This is a genomic window from Nocardia sp. NPDC087230, assembly GCF_044744725.1.
Lineage (GTDB): Bacteria > Actinomycetota > Actinomycetes > Mycobacteriales > Mycobacteriaceae > Nocardia > Nocardia canadensis.
The window spans coordinates 162,711-183,185 of sequence record NZ_JBIUYV010000001.1; the positions used below are offsets into that span (position 1 = coordinate 162,711).

17 protein-coding genes are annotated in these 20,475 nt (G+C 70.2%); 12 read left to right on the forward strand and 5 right to left on the reverse strand.

Annotated features, from left to right (window positions below):
- Positions 1-85 precede the first annotated feature (85 nt).
- The 5 genes from ACIO52_RS00855 (at position 86) to puuE (ending at position 7,612) form a co-directional block, all read left to right on the forward strand.
- Entirely contained in the window at positions 86-1,033 is a 948-nt protein-coding gene (locus ACIO52_RS00855; protein ID WP_402640534.1) for an NADP-dependent oxidoreductase, read from the forward strand.
- Positions 1,030-4,284 carry a molybdopterin-dependent oxidoreductase gene (locus ACIO52_RS00860; protein ID WP_402640537.1) on the forward strand — a complete coding sequence of 1,085 codons (3,255 nt, stop codon included), beginning with the start codon at positions 1,030-1,032 and terminating at the stop codon, positions 4,282-4,284. The genes ACIO52_RS00855 and ACIO52_RS00860 overlap by 4 nt, the downstream gene beginning before the upstream one ends.
- A complete protein-coding gene (locus ACIO52_RS00865; RefSeq protein ID WP_402640540.1) occupies positions 4,281-5,513 on the forward strand; it encodes a DUF6986 family protein in 1,233 nt (410 codons plus the stop codon). Before ACIO52_RS00860 ends, ACIO52_RS00865 begins: the two co-directional genes overlap by 4 nt.
- 168 nt (positions 5,514-5,681) lie before the next feature.
- Positions 5,682-6,656: an allantoicase gene (gene alc, locus ACIO52_RS00870; RefSeq protein WP_402640543.1), complete on the forward strand. Its 975-nt coding sequence runs from the start codon at positions 5,682-5,684 to the stop codon at positions 6,654-6,656.
- Positions 6,653-7,612, forward strand: a complete 960-nt coding sequence (gene puuE, locus ACIO52_RS00875) for an allantoinase PuuE (RefSeq protein WP_402640546.1) — start codon at positions 6,653-6,655, stop codon at positions 7,610-7,612. The genes alc and puuE overlap by 4 nt, the downstream gene beginning before the upstream one ends.
- 41 nt (positions 7,613-7,653) lie before the next feature.
- Here the strand turns inward: puuE and ACIO52_RS00880 are convergent, their stop codons facing one another.
- On the reverse strand, positions 7,654-8,091 hold the full coding sequence (locus tag ACIO52_RS00880) for a MarR family winged helix-turn-helix transcriptional regulator (RefSeq protein ID WP_218722039.1): 438 nt from the start codon (positions 8,089-8,091) through the stop codon (positions 7,654-7,656).
- A 57-nt stretch (positions 8,092-8,148) separates the two neighbouring features.
- Between ACIO52_RS00880 and ACIO52_RS00885 the strand changes: the two genes are divergently transcribed.
- Positions 8,149-8,985: an alpha/beta fold hydrolase gene (locus ACIO52_RS00885; protein ID WP_402640549.1), complete on the forward strand. Its 837-nt coding sequence runs from the start codon at positions 8,149-8,151 to the stop codon at positions 8,983-8,985.
- Between the two features lie 18 nt (positions 8,986-9,003).
- On the opposite strand, the gene ACIO52_RS00890 is transcribed toward ACIO52_RS00885, so the two are convergent.
- Complete coding sequence (locus ACIO52_RS00890; protein ID WP_402640552.1) at positions 9,004-10,164, reverse strand: lipase family protein; 1,161 nt, start codon at positions 10,162-10,164, stop codon at positions 9,004-9,006.
- Between the two features lie 505 nt (positions 10,165-10,669).
- Here ACIO52_RS00890 and aceA point away from each other — a divergent pair.
- The 3 genes from aceA to metE all read left to right on the forward strand — a co-directional run bounded on the left by aceA (position 10,670) and on the right by metE (position 15,546).
- Positions 10,670-11,959 (forward strand): isocitrate lyase, encoded by a 1,290-nt coding sequence (gene aceA / locus ACIO52_RS00895; RefSeq protein WP_218722036.1) that lies wholly within the window; start codon positions 10,670-10,672, stop codon positions 11,957-11,959.
- A gap of 161 nt (positions 11,960-12,120) precedes the next feature.
- A complete protein-coding gene (locus ACIO52_RS00900) occupies positions 12,121-12,990 on the forward strand; it encodes a 3-hydroxybutyryl-CoA dehydrogenase (protein WP_218722035.1) in 870 nt (289 codons plus the stop codon).
- Between the two features lie 225 nt (positions 12,991-13,215).
- Positions 13,216-15,546 (forward strand): 5-methyltetrahydropteroyltriglutamate--homocysteine S-methyltransferase, encoded by a 2,331-nt coding sequence (metE, locus tag ACIO52_RS00905; RefSeq protein WP_218722034.1) that lies wholly within the window; start codon positions 13,216-13,218, stop codon positions 15,544-15,546.
- 43 nt (positions 15,547-15,589) lie between these two features.
- Here metE and ACIO52_RS00910 read toward each other — a convergent pair whose 3' ends face one another.
- On the reverse strand, positions 15,590-16,129 hold the full coding sequence (locus ACIO52_RS00910) for a TetR/AcrR family transcriptional regulator (protein WP_218722033.1): 540 nt from the start codon (positions 16,127-16,129) through the stop codon (positions 15,590-15,592).
- 96 nt (positions 16,130-16,225) lie between these two features.
- Here ACIO52_RS00910 and ACIO52_RS00915 point away from each other — a divergent pair, with 96 nt between their 5' ends.
- From ACIO52_RS00915 to ACIO52_RS00925, 3 genes are read left to right on the forward strand one after another with little or no spacing between them, the layout of a single operon-like run.
- The gene (locus ACIO52_RS00915; RefSeq protein WP_402640555.1) at positions 16,226-17,503 is read left to right on the forward strand and encodes a hypothetical protein; all 1,278 of its coding nucleotides are present in this window, start codon (positions 16,226-16,228) and stop codon (positions 17,501-17,503) included.
- Positions 17,504-17,543: 40 nt separating this feature from the next.
- Positions 17,544-17,963 (forward strand): VOC family protein, encoded by a 420-nt coding sequence (locus ACIO52_RS00920; RefSeq protein ID WP_316576227.1) that lies wholly within the window; start codon positions 17,544-17,546, stop codon positions 17,961-17,963.
- A complete protein-coding gene (locus ACIO52_RS00925; protein WP_402640558.1) occupies positions 17,963-18,538 on the forward strand; it encodes a TetR/AcrR family transcriptional regulator in 576 nt (191 codons plus the stop codon). The genes ACIO52_RS00920 and ACIO52_RS00925 overlap by 1 nt, the downstream gene beginning before the upstream one ends.
- On the opposite strand, the gene ACIO52_RS00930 is transcribed toward ACIO52_RS00925, so the two are convergent.
- Together ACIO52_RS00930 and ACIO52_RS00935 are read right to left on the reverse strand one after the other, a co-directional pair.
- Positions 18,528-19,259 (reverse strand): ZIP family metal transporter, encoded by a 732-nt coding sequence (locus ACIO52_RS00930; protein WP_218722029.1) that lies wholly within the window; start codon positions 19,257-19,259, stop codon positions 18,528-18,530. The genes ACIO52_RS00925 and ACIO52_RS00930 overlap by 11 nt on opposite strands.
- A gap of 6 nt (positions 19,260-19,265) precedes the next feature.
- Positions 19,266-20,471 carry an AI-2E family transporter gene (locus ACIO52_RS00935; protein ID WP_218722028.1) on the reverse strand — a complete coding sequence of 402 codons (1,206 nt, stop codon included), beginning with the start codon at positions 20,469-20,471 and terminating at the stop codon, positions 19,266-19,268.
- Positions 20,472-20,475 lie beyond the last annotated feature (4 nt).

Consider the following 20,475-nt stretch of genomic DNA (forward strand, 5'->3'; position numbering starts at 1 on the left):
GTACGCACTTCGCAGTGCGTACTTCCCGATAGAGAGTAGCTCTCCCTAGGTTCGACATGTACCTACGGAAGAGAGAGAAATCATCATGCGCGCAGTGGTCGTCCACAGTTTCGGCGGACCGGAAGCACTCGAACTCGTCGACGTTCCCGTCCCCGCGCCCGGACCGGGCGAGGTCCGGATCCGGGTCTCGGCGGCGGCGGTGAATCCCGTCGACGCGGTGACCAGGGCGGGCGCCCTGGTCGAGGCCGGGCTGATGGCGCCGCGCCCGGTGACGGGGATCGGCTGGGACGTGGCGGGCGAGATCGACGAGGTCGGTGCCGGGGTGACGGGGTTCGTCGCCGGTCAGCGGGTGATCGGGCTGCGGGATCTGCTCGACCGGTCGCTGGGCAGCTACGCCGACTATCTGGTGCTCGATGCCTCGGCGGTGGCGCCCGCGCCCGCCGGACGGTCCGCGATCGAGGCGGCCACCCTGCCGTTGAGCGGGCTGACCGCGGTCCAGGCGCTGGATCTGCTCGACCTCGCCGAGGGCGACACCCTGCTGGTGACCGGTGCGGCCGGCGCGGTGGGCGGGTTCGCGGTCGAGATCGCCGCGCGGTGGCGCGGACTGCGGGTGGTCGCGCAGGTGGGCGACGCCGATGCCGATCTGGTGCGGGAACTGGGCGCCGAGTGGGTGGTGTCGCGCGAGGCCGCCGATCTGGCCGAGGCGGTGCGCGTGGTGGTGCCCGGCGGCGTCGACGCCGTACTGGACACCGCGGGGCTGAGCACCAGGGCACTGGCCGCGGTGCGCAACCGGGGTTCGTTCGTCACCGTGGTCGCTGGTGCGGACCCGATCCCGTTGCGCGGCATCCGCGTTCACCACGCCTGGATCAGCGCCGACGGTGCCGCCCTGGCCACCCTCGCCGGCTACGACCTCACCCTGCGGGTGGCCGACACGCTGCCGCTGGAGCAGGCGGTACGGGCCCACACCCGGCTCGCCGAGGGCGGCCTGCGCGGCCGGCTCGTGCTGACGACGGCACCAGGAGGTGGTTCATGAGACTGGACATCGACGGACGCGCGGTCGAGGTGACCGCGCGTCCCGGGCAATGCTTGCGCACCCTGCTGCGCGAACAGGGCGAGCTCGCGGTCAAGCGGGGCTGCGACTCCGGCGATTGCGGCGCGTGCTCGGTCCTGCTCGACGGCGAACCGGTCCACTCCTGCCTGATTCCCGCGCACCGCGCCGACGGGCGCAGCGTCACCACCGCCGCCGGTCTGGCCGATACCGACGGACCGAACGCGGTGCAGCGTGGCTTCGTCGAGCACGCCGGGTTCCAATGCGGTTACTGCACTGCGGGAATGGTGGTCACGGCGACCGGTCTGGCCGCCGGTCGGGGTGACGCCACCGCACAGGTCGCCGCGCAGGCCGACCGGTCCGCGGTCATCGACGCCGAGCGAGCCGAGCTGCTCAAGGGGAATCTGTGCCGCTGCACGGGCTATCGCGCCATCGCCGACGCCCTCTCGGCCTCCTGTGCATCACTGTGCACAACTACGTCCACCCCCGCACCCGGCGCGGGCGACCATGTCGGCGAATCCCACAGCGCCCATTCTGTGGAGACGGCCGCCGATGATCGGGAGGATCGGCCGGGCGGTGCCGTGGCAGCAGCGAGGTCGTCGTCCGGTGCGGGCGTCGAGGAGATGCGGTCGGCCGATCGCAGGGAGGGATCTCCGGCCGACAAGGCGGACGCTTCGCAGGTCGACGCGCGGACCGGAGTCGATCACGTGGCCGGCTTTGGCGCGGGTCAGGTGGCCGGCTCGGGGGAGGGCCAGATGGTCGGCGCGAGTGACGACCAGGTGGGTTCGGGTGAACCGCTGATCGCGAGGGGCCCGGCGGTGGATTCCTATGTCGCCGGGGAGTCGGGGGAGGACGAGGTCACCGTCGTGTCCGCGGTGGTGGGGCCCGAGGTGGGCGGTGCCGCGGTGGGGGCGGTCGAGGCTCGGGTCGATGCGACGATGCGGCGCGAGCACGGTCCCGGCCAGATGGGTGACGGGGTGCGGGCGCCGGCGAGCACGCGGATCGTGCGCGGCGCAGAACCGTTCACCCTCGATCTGGTGCCCGGGGCGGGCGAGCGGATGCCGCCCGTCGCGCCGTGGCATCTGGCCGTGCTCACCAGCCCGCATCCGCACGCGCGGATCGTGTCCATCGATACCGCCGCGGCGGAGGCGATTCCGGGGGTGCGGCTGGTCCTGAGCTACGCGGACGCGCCCGCCACGGCCTTCTCGACGGCACGGCACGAATTCCGGGAGGACGATCCCGACGACACCTTCGTCCTCGATCGCACGGTGCGGTTCGCGGGCCAGCGGGTGGCCGCGGTGGTGGGGCAGACCCTGGACGCGGCCAAGGCCGGAGTGCGCGCGCTGCGGGTCGAATACGACCTGCTGCCAGCTGTTTTCGAGCCCGAGTCCGCGCTGGCGGCCGACGCGCCGAAGCTGCACGGCGACAAGCCGGAGTCGGCGCGGATCGCCGATCCGGAGCGCAATCTCGTCGCCGAGATCCACGGCGGGGTCGGTGATTTCGAGGCCGGAATCGATGGTGCGGCGAAAGTGGTGCGCGGGGTGTGGCATTCGCCCCGGGTGCAGCACGTGCACCTGGAAACCCACGGCGGTGTCGGCTGGCTGGACGAGACCGGCAGGCTCGTCGTCCGGTCGAGTACCCAGGTGCCGTTCCTGGTGCGCGACGAGTTGTGCCACGTGTTCGGGCTCGATCGGGGTCGGGTGCGGGTGTTCGCGGCCAGGGTCGGCGGCGGCTTCGGGGCCAAGCAGGAGATGCTGGCCGAGGATCTGATCGCGCTGGCGGTGCTGCGGACGGGGCATCCCGTGCAGTACGAGTTCACCAGGACCGACGAATTCACCTCCGCCACCTGCCGGCACCCGATGCGGGTCGCGGTCACCGCGGCCGCCGACGCTGCGGGCCTGCTGACCGCGCTCTCGGTCGATGTGCTCACCGACGCGGGCGCCTACGGCAACCACAGCGCGGGCGTGATGTTCCACGCCGTCGGCGAATCGGTGGCGGTGTACCGCTGCCCGAACAAGCGGGTCGACGCACAGGCGGTGTACACCAACAACGTTCGCTCCGGCGCGTTCCGTGGCTACGGGCTCGGCCAGGTGATCTTCGGCGTCGAGTCGGCCATCGACGAACTGGCCAGGGAGCTCGGCATCGATCCGTTCGAATTCCGGCGCCGCAATGTCGTCGTTCCCGGCGACCGGTTCACCGGCGCCGAAGTCGACGAGGGCGACCTCACCTTCGGCAGCTACGGCCTCGACCAGTGCCTCGACACCGCCCAGCGGGCACTGCGCCGGGGCAACGGCGTCACCGCGCCGGACCCGGATTGGCGCATCGGCGAGGGGATGGCCGTGGCGATGATCGCCACCGTGCCCCCACGCGGCCACCACGCCGACGCCACCGCCCGCCTGCTCCCCGACGGCACCTACGAGATCGGTGTCGGCACGGCGGAATTCGGCAACGGCACCACCACGGTGCACGCGCAGCTGGCCGCGACCGCGCTGGCCACGACCGCCGACCGGATCCGGATCCGGCAGTCCGACACCGACGTCGTCGGGCACGACACCGGCGCGTTCGGTTCCACCGGCACCATGGTCGCGGGCAAGGCCGCCTACGCGGCGGCGCTGGAATTGCACGCGATGCTGCTGGCCAGGGCCGCGAAGGTCAGCGGGCACCCGGAACGCGACTGCGTGCTGTCGGCGGCCGGGGTGCGATGCGGCGCCGAGCTGATGACCGCCGAGGAGCTGCTCGCCGACGGGGAGCTGATCGCGCACGGCACCCACGCGGGGACCCCGCGCTCGGTGAGTTTCAATGTGCACGCCTTCCGGGTGGCGGTCCGGCCGGGCACCGGCGAGGTGCGCGTCCTGCAATCGATCCAGGTGGCCGACGCGGGCACCGTGGTCAATCCGGTGCAGCTGCGCGGTCAGGTGGAGGGCGGGGTGGCGCAGGCGCTGGGTACCGCGCTCTACGAGGACATGCGCACCGAGCGGGGCGTGGTGACCACTCGGACACTGCGGCACTATCACCTTCCCCAGTTCGCCGACCTGCCCCGCACGGAGGTGTATTTCGCCGAAACCAGTGACGAGTTGGGCCCGCTGGGTGCCAAATCGATGAGTGAGTCCCCGTACAACCCGGTGGCGCCGGCCCTGGCGAACGCGATCCGCGACGCCGTCGGCGCCCGACCGGACCGATTGCCGATGACCGCCGACCGTGTGTGGCGGCTCATCCAGGAAGGAGCCGCCGGGTGAACTCCCAGCTACCCGAGCACATCCGCGCCCGCATCGACGCCACCCTCGACGCCGTCGACGCCGGCCTGCGGACGCGCTACCCGGGAGCGGGTGACCGGATCCAGCCGGTGCACACCGCCTATGTGGCCGCCGACCGCGCCGATGCCGACACCCCCGCCGAGTGGGGCGCGGCCGCGCTGGAGCTGCTGCACCGGCACGCCGATCTCCTCGTCGGCCTCGACGCCACCGACGCGCTGTCGGCCGTGCGCCGCAGGCTGACCGAGCAGCCGGTGCAGGACCTGCGGATCGACTTCGAGGACGGCTACGGTTTCCGCGCCGACGACGAGGAGGACGCGGCCGCGGCCGCCGCGGGCAAGGCCTTGGCGAGCTGGGCCGGAACTCCCGGCGCTCCCAGCTCGTTCGGCGTTCGCACCAAGGGATTGGCCGCCGCCGAGCGCAGGCGCGCCCTGCGGACCCTCGAACTCGTGCTCGACGCGGCGGGCGGGGTCGCGCCCGGCTTCGTGTTCACCGTCCCGAAGATCCGCGCGGCCGAACAGGTCTCGGCGATCGTCGATCTCTGCGCCGGGATCGAGGCGGTGCACGGGCTGCCCGAGCGGACCCTGCGTTTCGAACTCCAGATCGAGAGCCCGCAGGCGATCATCGCCCCCGATGGCACGGCGCCGATCTCCCGGATGATCACCCTGGCCGACGGGCGGTGCAGCGCACTGCACTTCGGCACCTACGACTACACCGCCGCCTGCGGCATCGCCGCCACCGATCAGGCCCTCGACCATCCGGCGGCCGACCACGCCAAGGCCGTGATGCAGGTCGCCGCCGCCCAGACCGGGGTGTGGATCTGTGACGGCTCCACCCAGATCGTGCCGGACGCCGATCCCGAAGGCGCGTTGCGCAATCACCATCGTCTGGTCGAGCGGGCCCTGCGGCGCGGCTACTACCAGGGCTGGGACATGCATCCCGGGCACCTGATCACCCGCTGGCTGGCCACCTACGACTTCTTCCGCACCGCCATCGACGTCGCCGTCCCGCGCCTGCTGGCCTATCTGGACCGGCGCTCCGGCGGCGTAATCGATGAGCCCGCCACCGCGGAAGCCCTCGCCACCACGGTGCTGCGCGGCCTGCGCTGTGGTGCAGTCACCGCCGACGAACTCCGCACGCGGGCACCGGAACTCACCGTCGCGGTGCTCGAGGCGCTGGTCGCGCGCACGTACGCGCCACAGGATGCGCGATGACCCACCGGGGAGTGCCGGGGCATCGGCAAGCCAACGCCATGCGGCTCGGGCGATGTCGCGCTCGGACGACCGCGGCGCGCCGCTGATTCGAGCGGCCGCGCGGCGAGACGCGCAGGCAGTACTCCATGGCGGGCTGGGCCCGCAGCACCTGAGGCATAGGAGGCAACGGTGACCACACACCTCGGCGGCGACGATTTCACGCTGCTCCCCGATCTGGCGGTTCGATCCCTCGGCGGGTCGGTGATCTGGGCGAACGACGAGTTCTTCGCGGAGAAGGAGAACCTGGTCAACCCGGGTCCGTCGGAATATCGACCGGCCACCTTCGGGCACAAGGGGCAGGTCTACGACGGCTGGGAGACCCGACGGCACCGGGGCAGGCCCGGCGACGACAGCGCCATCGTGCGGCTCGGCGTGCCGGGCGTGATCCGCGGTGTCGTGGTGGACACCGCCTGGTTCAAGGGCAACTACCCGCCCGAGGTGTCGCTGGCGGCGCTGGCGATCGAGGGGTATCCGCCCGCCGAGGAGATCGCCGCTCGCACCGACTGGGTCACCCTGCTCGACCGGGTGAAGGTGGGTGGCGACAGCCGCAATCCGTTCCCCATCGACAGCGAAAGCCGCTGGACCCACGTGAAACTCACCATGCACCCCGACGGCGGCGTCGCCCGCCTGCGCGTGCACGGCGAGGGCAGACCCGACCCGACGCTGTTGGGCCTCGGCCCGCTCGACCTGGCCGCGCTGGAGAACGGCGCACTCGTCCTGGACTGCTCCAACCGCTTCTACAGCTCGCCCAACCAGCTGCTCTACCCCGGCCTGGCCAGGGTGATGGGCGACGGCTGGGAGACCGCTCGACGCCGCGACGACGGAAACGATTGGGTGCGCATCAGATTGGCCGGTCCGGGCGCGATCCGGCTCGCCGAGATCGACACTTCCTGCTTCCTCGGCAACAGCCCCGGCGCGGCTTCGCTCACCGGCTTCACCAACGACGGCACCCAGGTCGAGCTGCTGCCGCGCACCGATCTGCTGCCCGACACCAGGCATCGGTTCGCGCTCGCGCCTGCCGCCGCTTCGGTGGAGGAGGTACGCCTCGACATCTATCCCGACGGCGGCCTCGCCCGCCTGCGGCTCTACGGGGAGCTGGGATGAGCACAGTATCGCGCGGCGATTCCGTGAGGGGCGGCGATCGGGTGACGGGTGGGCGTGAGATTCGTGACTTCGTCGGCTATGGCCCGAATCCGCCGGATCCGCAGTGGCCCGGCGGCGCGCGGGTCGCCGTGCAGTTCGTGCTGAATTACGAGGAGGGCGGGGAGAACAACGTCCTCGACGGGTCGCCGCACTCGGAGACCTTCCTGTCCGAGATGACTCCGGCCGAGGCGTTCCCGAACCGGCACATGAGCATGGAATCGCTCTACGAGTACGGCTCCCGCGCCGGGCTGTGGCGGGTGCTGCGCGCCTTCGAGCGGCGCGGGCTGCCGCTCACCATCTTCGCGGTGGCGCGGGCCATGCAGCGTAATCCCGAAGCGGTGGCGGCCTTTCGGGAGCTCGGCCACGAGATCGCCTGTCACGGGCTGCAATGGAAGTCGTATCAGCTCATCGATCGCGATATCGAGCGCGCGGACATGGCCGAGGCGGTGCGCGTGCTCACCGAGCTGACCGGCGCGGCCCCGCTGGGCTGGTACACCGGCCGCGATTCGCCGAATACCAGGGAGCTCGTCGTCGAGCACGGCGGATTCGTCTACGACTCCGACTCCTACGCCGACGATCTGCCGTACTGGACCGAGGTGCGGGGTCAGAACCACCTGGTCGTGCCGTACACCCTCGACACCAACGACATGCGCTTCGCCTCCCCGGCCGGCTTCGCCAACGGCGACGAGTTCTTCGCGCACCTGCGCGACGCGTTCGACGTGCTGTATCGCGAAGGCGCCGAGGGCAGTCCGAAGATGCTGTCGATCGGTTTGCACTGTCGCCTGGCGGGCCGGCCCGCGCGGACCGCGGCGCTGGAACGGTTCCTCGATCACGTGCAGGCCCATGACGGAGTGTGGATCGCCCGGCGGATCGACATCGCCGAACATTGGCGCAAGGTGCATCCGCCGATGGTGTGAGAAGTCCGGCCGCGCTCCCGAATTCGAGGGGCGCGGCACTTCTATCGTGGTTCCGTGCCCCGCGGGCGCAAGTGCCGGGCGAGGACGTCCAAGGCCTGGAGTACCTCGGCGGTCGCGGCCGGGTCGGCGGTGGGCAGAGCCGCGGCGACGGCCGCGTCGATGGTGGATGCGCGGATCTGGGCGACCCGCGCCGAGATCCGTTCCGCCGGGCGGATGACGGTGCGACGGCGGTCGCGCGGGTCGGTGGCGGTGGTGATCGAGCCCGCCTCCTCGAGCCGGGCTACCGCCGTCGACACCGCGCTCTGCGGCAGTCCGGTGCGGCGGGCGATCTCGCCGACGGTGCTGTCCGGGTGGGCGACGATGTCGCTGGTGACCACCAGCACCGGGCGGTGCCCGCCGCCGAGACCCGCCGTGGGCAGGGCCTCCTCGCCGATCTTCATCAGCGTTCGCCCGAGCAGGAACAGTTCGACTCCATCCATACCGCTCAAGTTACATCACTCTTGATGTATCAAATTTGATGAATTACGGTGGGTGGCATGAGCACGATTCACGCCGACACGCTGCCGGTTCCCGACGCCGAGCTGTACTACGAGGTGCGCGGCCACGGGCCGATGCTGCTGATCTCGCAGAGCGGGGAGGGGGGCGCGCGGCGCAGCGAAGCGCTGGTGCGGGAACTGGAGGCGGACTTCACCGTCATCACCTACGACCGGCGCGGGCTCTCGCGCAGCCGGATCCACGGCACGCCGGGCGCGTCGATGGCCACCCACGCCGACGATGCGCACCGGCTGCTCGCCGCGCTCACCGACGCGCCGGTGGCGATGCTCGGCTGCAGTATGGGCGCCTCGATCGGGCTGCACCTGGCGGTGACGCATCCGGGGCAACTGAGCACCTTGATCGCGCACGAGCCGGTGAGTCCGTGGCTGCTGGCCGCGACCGAGCGGGCCCATCACCTGGCGGAACTCGCGCAGTGCCAGGAGGTCTTCCGCGCGGAAGGCTGGCGGTCGGCGCTGGCACCGATGGTGCGCACGCTCGGGATCGATCCGGCGAACCAGGATGTCGAGCCCGGGGTGCGGCTCGCGCCGATCACCGCCGAGCGCGCACGCAACTTCGAGTACTTCCTCGGCCACGACTTCACCGCCGTCCGGGCCGACTGCGTCGATGTCACGGCGCTGCGGGAATCACCGGTGCGCATCGTGCCCGCGACCGGGCGCACCACCGGGCCGCAGGTCTTCGACCACAAGTGCGCGCGCGAGCTGGCCGAGCTGCGAGACGCGCCGCTGGTCGAATTCCCCGGCGGTCACAACGGGAATCTCACCCATCCCGCCGCGTACGCCGCCGTCGTGCGCGCGGTCCTGGCGCGGACCCGGCCCTGACCGGGCCGGGTCCGGTGCTCAGGCGAAGAGGCCGTGGACGAACGGCAGCGAGTCGACGAGGGAGGCGTTGACCGTGCCGTCGTGGTCGGTGGGGTAGGTGCGGACGGTGACCGGCTGGCGGTTCGCGGTCAGCACCGCGGCGAAGCGCAGGGTCTCGGGGGTGACCACATCGGTGTCGCGCAGGCCCTGGCCCAGGAACACCGGCCGGTCGTAGCCGGATTCCGGCAGGCCCATGTAGCGCGCGAGCAGCCCGCGCAGATCGGGAATCGACGAGAGCGGGCGGGCGAGCAGGCTGCCCAGGCTGGGCTTCGCGGCGGCGAGTTCGTCGCCGAGCGGGCCGATGCAACCGGTTTGGGCGCGGACGACCCAGTCGCGGCCCGACTCGGTGAGCAGGCTGTCGATGTCGAGCTCGGGGAAGGTGGTGCGCAGGCCGTTGAGGATGTAGAGCACGTAGGCCGACAGGTGCGCGCTCAGCGCGATCGGCGGCATGCCGGGGCCGAGTAGGCCGATGACGTCCTCGATGTAGGCGGGCACGCCGGTGCCGACCGCGCCGCGATAGTCGAGGGCGGAACCGCCGAACTCGGTGGCGTAGCGAGCGGTGAACACCGCGGCGCCGCCGCCCTGCGACTGGCCGACCACGGCCCACTTGTTCGACAGCGCCGGGTACTGCGTGGTGGCCGCGCGCACCGCGTCGACCACGTTGTGCGCCTCCACCACGCCGTTGAGATACGGGTGCTCACCCGGGCCGCCGAGGCCCGCGTAATCGGCCGCCACGACCGCGTACCCCTGGCTCAGCCAGGTGCCGAGGTAGGCCCAGTCGCGTTCGACCGCGGCGGGGCCCGCCACGCTGTACGCGCAGTCGTCCCCGAGGCCAACGGTGCCGTGCGCCCACGCGATCACCGGCCACCCGCCCGCGGGCGCCTCGCCCGTCGGGAAGTACACGGCGGCACTGGTCGTGGTCGGCTGGTCGCCCGCGGTCGTCGACCGGTAGAGCAACCGCTCGGCGCGCGCCGAGCCGGGCAGCGTCGCTGCCGGGGACAGTGCCTCGACGCCGACGACACTCCCGGCCCGCGGTGCCGGCTGCGCGCTCGCCGCCATCGGCACCAGGCTCACCGCGGCCGTCGCCGCGACCACCGTCAGCGCGACCTTCGACGTGGCCGCGATCCTCGAAATCCTCATGGGGTCACCCTCTCGTCTTCGCGGACGAGTGTCCAGGACTGCCCACCGCGCCCCCGCTTCCGGGGTGCGCGTCGACCTCGGGCGAATGCAGTGACGACACGCACACCATTCCTGCCCGGCGTGGTGTGTGAAACAGCTCACAAGGTGCGAGGGTTGGGCGTGTCGGGCGGCGCCCGGGCGGGAAGCGCTAACAGTACGGGCGTTATGCTAAAACTCCTGGTCAGCGCTACCGGTCGGTAGGGCGGGTGCTTGCAATTAGCCCGCAAATTTCGCAAAGTTAGCAAACGCGGCGGCAAACCTAGCTGAGATTCACATAAGCAACAGGTAGACGGCTATTTCCTGGTGTGCCATCGTGTGGAAGTACACCCCTCAGGCCCTAGCTAGTCCTAGCAAGCCTGCAAATTGCTTCAGCAGTACGAGTCGCGCAACCGAAAGCGTTAAGCCGCCGGTTGTTTCACGGCTGGACCGTAGGAGCACCGACCACACCGAGGAAGTGGAGTCAGAGATGTCGACTGTCGGCACCCCGAAGACCGCTGCGGAGATCCAGCAGGATTGGGACACCAACCCGCGCTGGAAGGGCATCACCCGCAACTACACCGCCGAGCAGGTCGTCGCCCTGCAGGGCAACGTTGTCGAGGAGCACACCCTCGCCCGCCGCGGTGCGGAGATCCTGTGGGACCTCGTGAACAACGAGGACTACATCAACTCCCTCGGCGCCCTCACCGGCAACCAGGCCGTGCAGCAGGTTCGCGCCGGCCTGAAGGCCATCTACCTGTCGGGTTGGCAGGTCGCCGGTGACGCGAACCTGTCCGGCCACACCTACCCCGACCAGTCGCTGTACCCGGCGAACTCGGTCCCGTCGGTGGTCCGTCGCATCAACAACGCGCTGCTGCGCGCCGACGAGATCTCCAAGGTCGAGGGTGACAACTCGGTCGCCAACTGGCTGGCCCCGATCGTGGCCGACGCCGAGGCCGGCTTCGGTGGCGCGCTGAACGCCTACGAGCTGCAGAAGGCGATGATCGCCGCGGGTGCCGCCGGTGTCCACTGGGAGGACCAGCTGGCGTCGGAGAAGAAGTGCGGCCACCTCGGTGGCAAGGTGCTGATCCCCACCCAGCAGCACATCCGCACCCTGACCTCCGCGCGTCTGGCCGCCGACGTCGCCGACGTGCCGTCGGTGATCATCGCCCGCACCGACGCCGAGGCCGCCACCCTGCTCACCACCGACGTGGACGAGCGCGACCGTGAGTTCCTGGACGGCACCCGTACCGCCGAGGGCTTCTTCGGTGTGAAGAACGGCATCGAGCCCTGCATCGCGCGTGCCAAGGCCTACGCCCCCTACGCCGACCTCATCTGGATGGAGACCGGCGTGCCGGACCTCGAGGTCGCGCGCAAGTTCGCCGAGGCCGTCCGCAGCGAGTTCCCGGACCAGCTGCTGGCCTACAACTGCTCGCCTTCCTTCAACTGGAAGGCGCACCTGGACGACGCGACCATCGCGAAGTTCCAGCGTGAGCTCGGCGCGATGGGCTTCAAGTTCCAGTTCATCACCCTGGCCGGCTTCCACTCGCTGAACTACGGCATGTTCGACCTGGCGTACGGCTACGCCCGCGACGGCATGACCTCGTTCGTCGACCTGCAGGAGCGCGAGTTCAAGGCTGCCGCCGAGCGTGGCTTCACCGCCGTGAAGCACCAGCGTGAGGTCGGTGCCGGCTACTTCGACACCATCGCCACCACCGTGGACCCGAACACCTCGACGGCTGCCCTGAAGGGCTCCACCGAAGAGGGTCAGTTCCACTGATCCGCCGGGGTTGCTTCGACTAGCAACACCATTTCCTCTACTCCGGTAGGGGTGTACGCCCTCCCACGCCGAACAGCCCCGGTGTGGGAGGGCATCCCTATAACTTGGTCGTCATGACCACCCCAGCCACCCCAGAGCCAGACACACAGCAGGAGCGGGACGTGAGCAGCGAGAAGATTCAGCGCGTCGGCATCATCGGCGCCGGACAGATGGGCGCGGGCATCGCGGAAGTGTGCGCACGCGCGCACGTCGACGTCCTCGTCTACGAGACCAGTCGCGAACTCGCCGCCGCGGGCCGCGCTCGGATCCTGCGCTCGCTGGACCGTGGCGTGAGCAGCGGCAAGATCACCGAGCGGGAGCGCGAGCAGGCGGCCTGGCGGCTGCGCTTCACCTCCGATCTCGGCGACTTCGCCGACCGTCAGCTGGTCGTGGAGGCCGTTGTCGAGAACGAAGAGGTCAAGACGGCCATCTTCAGCGAGCTGGACAAGGTCGTCACCGACCCCGACGCCGTGCTCGCCTCCAACACCTCCTCCATCCCGATCATGAAGATCGCGGTCGCCACGGCGAACCCCGAGCGCGTGGTCGGCCTGCACTTCTTCAACCCGGTCCCCGTGCTGCCGCTGGTCGAGCTGGTCACCACCCTCAAGACCAGCGAGCCGGTCGCCAAGCGCGCCGAGCAGTTCGCCGCCGACATCCTGGGCAAGCAGGTCGTCCGCTCGGCCGACCGCTCCGGCTTCGTCGTCAACGCGCTGCTGGTGCCGTACCTGCTCTCGGCCATCCGGATGGTCGAGTCGGGCTTCGCCACCAAGGAAGACGTCGACAAGGCGATGGTGCTCGGCTGTGCCCACCCCATGGGCCCGCTGGCGCTGACCGACCTCGTCGGCCTCGACACCGTGAAATCGATCGCGGACTCGATGTACGCCGAGTTCAAGGAGCCGCTGTACTCGGCTCCGCCGCTGCTGATGCGGATGGTCGAGGCGGGCCTGCTGGGCAAGAAGACCGGCGCCGGCTTCTACCAGTACGGCAAGTAGGGGTTTGCTCCCCGGAGGCCACCGTCATCACCGACTACGCGATGACGGTGGCCTTCGGTCATTTCGGGGGTGTTTGCAGGGGGAACGGCGAAGGCCCGCGCGCGCGGCCTAAGCTGCTGTTGCCGGACGCGTCAGCGTGGCCCGGCGATATGTCGAGCGCAGCAATGCGCGGGTCCGGCGTCGTCCGGGTGCCGGCGCAGGTGATCGAAAGGGAGTATCCCGGTCATGGTCAACGTCACCGATGGATTCGGGTCGAGCGTTCTCGGATATCCGAGGATCGGTCCGCACCGCGAGCTCAAGCGTGCGCTCGAGTCGTATTGGCGCGGATCGCTGGAGCGCGAGGAACTGCTCGCCGTAGGCCGGGACATCCAGGAGCGCCAGTTCAACGAGCTGGCCGCGACCGGGCTGACCCAGGTGCCCGGCAACACCTTCTCCTTCTACGACCACATCCTGGACAACGCGCTGCTCTTCGGCGCCGTGCCGTCGCGGTTCAAGGAGCACCAGGAGGGCATGCACCCCCTGGACTTCTACTTCCTGATGGCGCGCGGCAACCCGGACCTGCCGCCGCTGGAGCTGGTGCGCTTCTTCGGCACCAACTACCACTACCGCCAGCCCGAACTCGACGCCGACACCACGTTCTCGCTGCATCCGGAGGCCCTGCTCGACGAGTGGGACCGGGCGATCGCGCGCGGGATCGAACTGCGCCCGGTCGTGCTCGGCCCGGTGTCGCTGCTGCTGCTGTCGAAGGCGGGCCACGTGCCCGGCGAGGCCGAGTTCGACACGCTGAGCCTGCTCGACAAGCTGCTGCCGTTCTACGAGGAACTGTTCGAGATCCTCGCCAAGCGCGGCTCGACCTGTGTGCAGCTCGACGAGCCCTGCTTCACCGGCGAGCGATCGGCCGCCGAACTGGCCGCCTTCGACAAGGCCTACCAGCGGCTGGCCAAGGCGCCGCTGCGCCCGCGCATCCTGGTCACCGGCCAGTACGGCGATTTCGGTGAGGCGCTGCGCATCCTGGCCGCGAGCAATGTCGAGGCGATCGGCCTTGACCTGTCGTCCTATCGGATGACGCCGGAGGAGCTGGCCGCGATCCCGGGGATCAAGCGCAAGCGTCTCTACGCCGGTGTCATCAGCGGCACCAACGTCTGGCGTGCCGACCGTTTCGTCACGTTGAGCTACCTGAACTCGATCGCCGAGGTCTGCCCCGACCTGGTCGTGTCCACCGGCACCACGCTGCTGCACGTGCCCTACGACGTGCTCGCCGAGTACGACATCGACGGCAACGTGGCCGACCGGCTCGCCTTCGCCAAGCAGAAGGTGGGCGAGGTGGTCTCGCTGGCCAAGGCGCTCACCGAGGGGCCCTCGGACAACTGGCGCAAGCGCCCGACCGAGGTGCACTTCAAGCAGAAGCACGCCGTGCGCCAGCGCGTGTACGCGGTGACCCCGGAGATGCGCGAGCGCGAGCCGTACATCGAGCGCCGCGCCGCCCAGCAGGAGCGGCTGAACCTGCCGGTGGTGCCCGCGACCACGCTCGGCTCGTTTCCGCAGAGCGTCAGACTGCGCCAGGCCCGCCACGAGGTGGCCCAGGGCCGGCTGTCCGAGCAGGACTACCGCAAGCAGGTCGAGGCCGAGATCGAGGCGACGATCCGGCTGCAGGAGGACATCGGCCTCGATGTCTTCGTGCACGGTGAGCACGAGCGCAACGACATGATCCAGTTCTTCGCCGAGCAGTTGGACGGCTTCGCCACCACCCGCTTCGGGTGGGTGCAGGTGTACGGCTCGCGTTGTGTGCGCCCGCCGATCATCTACGGCGATGTCTCGCGGCCCGCGCCGATGTCGGTCGACTGGACCACCTACGCCCAGTCGCTGACCGACAAGCCGGTCAAGGGCATGGTCACCGGTCCGGTGACCATGCTGGCCCGCTCGTTCGTGCGCCAGGACCAGCCGCTCTACGAGACCGCCGACCAGGTGGCGCTGGCCATCCGCGACGAGGTGGTGGACCTGGAGAAGGCGGGCATCGCGATCATCCAGGTCGACGAGCCCGCCATCCGTGAGCTGCTGCCGCCGCGTCCGCAGGGGCGCGAGGAGTACCTGCGCTGGGCGGTCGGCGCCTTCAAGCTGGCCACCTCCGGTGTGCGGGCCGACACCCAGATCCACACCCACATCGGCTACTCCGGGCGCACCGAGGTGGTCGACGCGATCGAGCAGCTCGACGCCGACGTCACCGCGATCGTGGCGACCCGCTCGATCGAATGGGTGATGCAGGCGCTCACCGAGGACGTCGCCACCGGCCACGGCCTCAGCCACGGCGTCGGCCCCGGTGTGTACGAGAGCCGCTCGGCCCGCATCCCCGATATCGACGAGCTCGACGAACTGCTCACCCAGGCCGCCGAAGCGGTGACCCCGCAACGACTCTGGGCCAACCCGGACGGCGGCCTGAAGACCCGCCACTACTGGCAGCTCGAGCCCTCGCTGCGAAACATGGTCGCCGCCGCGCGCCGCGTGCGCCGCCGGGCACTGGCCGCCGAGGCGGCCGAAGCCGCGACCGCGGCCGAATAGCTCGAAGGGACAACGGGCGCACCGGTATCCGGTGCGCCCGTTGTCATGTCCGGGGGAGCAGGGCCCGGACCCCTGCGGTGAGCTGGGTGGGGGTGGGGGCGTGCTCGGGGTCGATCAGCCATTGCAGCAGCAGGCCGCCGATCATCGTCTGTAGGACGGCGCCGAGATCGCGGTCGTCGCCGAAGGCCTCGGACAGACCGCTGCGGGCCAGTTCCTGGGCGGCGCCGAGTTCGGCGCGGAGTTCGGGGGAGTGCAGCGCCTGATTGAGGCATTCGGCGTTGGCCTGCCAGAGCGCGCGGTCCTCGCCGAACGAGGTGATCAGGCGCTGCCAGAAGTCCTCGAGGCGGGCGGTGGGGTCGGTCGGGTCCGCGGCGGGCAGCGAGTCCAGGATGTGCTGCACCGCGGTGGCGCTGGACTCCAGCATCGCCTGTTGCAGCAGCTTGTCGCGGGTGCCGAAGTGATAGTTGATGGCCGCCAGGTTGGTGCCGGAGGCGGCGACGATGTCGCGCACGGTGGTGCGGGCGTAGCCGCGTTCGGCGAGGCAGCGCTTGGCGGCGTCGAGCAGATCTTCTCGGGTTCCCACCCGCGCACGATAGCAAGGACCGCATACGCCTGTTTGTGACATCGGTTTCAAACAAACGTCAGTGACAAGTGTTTGAAACAGTTGTATGTTGGCGTCATGACCGCTCAGCGCCCGATTTCCCCGCTCGAATCCACCTACTTCGGCACCGACACCACCCTCGGCAACGTGCCGACCGCCGGAATGCCGCTGTTCCTCGCCAGCACCGTCTACGGCTCGCTCGACCTCGCAATCCTCCGACGGGTGCTCGACGAGCTGGCCGCCGCGCACCCGCTGCTGCGCAGCCGGGTGGTGGGCGATCGCTTCGTCCGCGACGACGAGTTCCGCCCGCGCCTCGATGTCGTCGAGGGTGGCGACGCCGAGTACCTCGCACTGATCAACGCGCCGCAGGACTGGCGCGACGGGCTGTTCCGCGCCTACCTGCTGCGCGCGGGCGCGCGGCAGCAGATCGTGCTCGTCGTCCATCACGGCATCTCCGACGGTCGCTCGGGGTTCGCGCTGCTGGATCGGCTGTGGCGGCACTACACCGCGCACGTGACCGGAGACGCTGTGCCGCAGCCTGATCCGGATCAGCGGCTGCCAGAGGCGATGGACACCCGCCTGGCCGAGGTGGTGACGGCGGCCGAAGCGGACTCGTGGCTGGACGACTTGCGGGCGGGCGCGATGACGATGAGCCCCGGCGACGCCCCGCGCGTGCTGCCCCGCGACGGTGACGGGACCGGCGCCGACCCGCTCGGCCGGTTCGCCATGCAGCGCATCGAATTGTCCGCCGAGGCGACCGCCGACCTGGTGGCAGTGGCACGCGCGCAGGGGATTTCGGTCAACAGTGTCGTCAGCGGCGCGGCGCTGGCCGCCGTTCGCAGCCGGTTCCCCGAGCCGGGCGCGCTGCCGCTGTTCTTCGGCTACGCGGCTGATGTGCGCGGTGCGGTCCACCCGCCGGTGCCGGTCGAGACGATGGTCAACTACGCGTCGGGCTCCGGGATTCTGGTGCGTGCCACCGGTGACGCCGGTCCGCTCGAGCTGGCCCGGATGGTCGAATCCGGCTTACGCGCCGGGCTGGAACGCCGCGAGCCCGCCCGCTTTCCGCTCGCGGTCCAGCGGGTCGCCGACGAGTTCACCGCCGGCCTGCTGTCGTCCCCGCCGACGCTGGCCATCTCCAATATCGGCCGCCTGCGGCCACATTCGTTCCCCGACGACCTCGCCTTCCTGCGTGACGACGTCTTCGCCATGGGCCCGGCCATGCCGCCGAAGCTCACCGTCTTCACGATCGCCGGCCGACTCACCCTCCAGCTCGAATACGACACCGCCCACTACAGCCGTTCTCGCATGGACAAGCTGCGCCTCACCCTCGCCGAGCTGCTGCACGACCTGCACTGACGACCTGGCTTCGTTACGGTACGTACTGTACTGTTTTGGCTTGGACCCGACGACCTGGCCGGACTCCCTGCGCGTCGCGCAGGTCCGGATCGCCCGCCCGACGGACCGTCTCGACGAGGTGGTGCGCTTCTACGTCGACGGGCTGGGCCTGCGTGAGCTGTACCGATTCGACAACCACGCCGGCTACGACGGAGTGATGCTCGGCCTGCCCGGCACCGACTACCACCTCGAATTCACCACCCACGTCGACGGCAGTCCCGGCACGGCGCCGAGCGCCGAGAACCTGCTGGTGCTCTACTTCGACGGCGAGTCCGCCATGTTCGACGCGGTGCGCAGGCTCGGCGAGTTCGGCGCGCAGCCGGTCCCCGCCGAGAACCCGTACTGGGCGGCCAACGGCGGCATGGCCTTTCCCGATCCGGACGGATGGATCGTCATGCTCGTGCCGCGGCCGGTGTTCTGATGCCGGGACGCGCGCGCGAGGACCGCATCGACGCCGCGGTGCTCGCCGCGACCCGGGAAGTGCTCGCCGACAGGGGTTATGCCGAACTGTCCATCGGCGAGGTGGCGACCAGGTCGGGGGTCCATCGGCCCGCGATCTACCGGCGCTGGCCGTCCAAACGGCATCTGGTCGTCGCGGTGGTCGCCGAGATGCTGGGCGTGCGGCCGACACCCGATACCGGCGACCTGCGCGCGGATCTCACCGTGGCGCTGCGTGAGCTGGTCGCCGCGCTGCGCGACACCTGCCTCGACCGGGTACTGCCCGCGCTGGTCGCCGACCTCGCCAACGATCCCGACCTGCGCGCGCACTTCCTGGCGACGGTCTTCGAACCGCGCCGGGCGAGCACCGCGACCGCCCTGCGCGCGGCGATGGCGCGCGGTGCGGTCGATCCGGGCGTGGACCTGGACTTCGTGCTGGACGCGGTGGCCGCGCCGATCTACTTTCGCGCGCTCTTCGGACACCTGCCGCTCGACGACGCGCTGGTCGATGCGTCGGTGGACGCGGTCGTGCGCCTGGTGCGCCCGGTCAGTGACTGATCGCGGCGACGCCGAACATCGCGGCCACGCCGGTGACGGTGCTCAGCAGGGTCAGCCGGGACGGGTGCTCGGCGTGCGCCTCGGGCAGGATGTCGGCGGTGGCCAGGTAGAGCAGGAAACCGGCGAAGTAGCCGAGGTACAGGCCGATCCACTGCTCGGGGACATGGATGAGGGTGCCGAGGATCGCGCCGATCACGGGGGCGACGGCGTCGAGCCCGAGTAGGGTCAGCGCCCGTTTGCGGGCGTTGCCGTACAGCGTGGGGATGGTGAAAGTGTTGAAGCCGTCGGCGAAGTCGTGGCAGATCACCGCGATCGCCACCGACATGCCGACGGTGGCGCCCGCCTGGTAGCCGAGGCCGATGCCGAAACCGTCCAGGGTGCTGTGGAAGATCAGGCCCGCCGCGGCGAGCAGCCCGACCGACTCGAATCCGTGGTGGTGCGAACCGAATTCGCCTTCGTGACCGGTGTGGATCGCGACCGCGCGCTCGAGGATGTGGATGCTGAGGAACCCCACCACCGCCGCGATCAGCACCACCGGCACGCCGTACACCTCGCCCGAGGACTGCTCGAGCGCCTCGGGGATCAGATCGAAGGCGACCAGCCCGAGCATGACGCCGGCGGCCAGCCCGAGCACCAGATGCTTGCGGTCGCCGATCCGCATGGCGACGAAGCCACCGAACAGCGTCGACAGCATCGACACCAGGGACAGCAGGATCGCCATGACGGCCTACTCCTCGCTCTGCTCGGCGGGTTCCGGCTGCTTGGACTTGCGCTTCTTCTTCGTCGGTGGCGGGGTGTCGGCGTCCTCGGTGACCTCGTAGCGCCGCACATAGGCCCCCGCGAAACCCTGTAGCGTCGCCGTCACCGGGATGGCCAGCAGCGCGCCCGTCGGGCCGAGCAGGGCCGCGCCCGCGATCACCGCGCCGAAGGCCACCGCCGGATGCATGTCCAGGGTGGTCGCCGTGATCCGCGGCTGCAGCACGTAGTTCTCGAACTGCTGGTAGCCGACGATGAACAGCAGGATCCACAGCGCGGTGATCGGATCGTGCACCAGCGCGACCAGCACCGGCAGCGCGCCGGCCAGGTAGGTGCCGACGGTCGGGATGAACTGCGAGACCACGCCGACCCACAGCGCCAGCGCGAACGCCGACGGCACGTCGAGCACCCGCAGCGCGACGTAGTGGGCGACCGCCGAGCACAGCGCCAGCAGCGCGCGCGAATAGATGTAGCCGCCGGTCTTCTCGACCGCGATGTCCCACGCCCGCAGCACGTGCTTCTGCTGCTTGGGCGGCAGCAGCGAGCACACCCAGGTGCGGAAGCGCGGGCCGTCGGCGGCGAAGTAGAAGGTGAACAGCAAGACCCCGAGCAGTTGGAAGATCGCGCCGATCGCGACCGTGCCGATGCCCCAGACGTTTCCGGCCAGACCGACCAGATAGCCCTCGATCGTCGAGCTCCACTCCGAGGCGTACTTGGTCAGGTCGTCGCCGGAAAGATCCTGGTGGAACGTCGAATTGAACCAGTCGACGAGGTCCTGGACATAGTCGGGCGCGTTGCCGACCAGCATCGTCACCTGACTGATCAGCAGCGCGCCCAGCGTCCACACGAACGCGACGATCACCAGCAGCAGCACGCCGAACACCGCACCGGTGCCCGCGCCGCGCCGAACACCGCGGGCGGCAAGCCAATTCACCGCGGGCTCGATCGCGAACGCCAGGAACAGCGAGACCAGCAGCACGGTCAGCAGGCCCTGCAACTTACCGAGGATCCAGAACGCCGCGATCAGCCCGGCGACGGCCAGCATGGCATACAGCAGGGACCGGGGCAGCCAGCGCGGCGGCGTGCGGACCGTCCAGAACGCGGGCAGCGCCGGGCCGGTCGCCGGCGCCTGCGCCGGTGCGGCGGGGCCAGAGGTCGATTCGTCGTCGGCAGCCACCCGG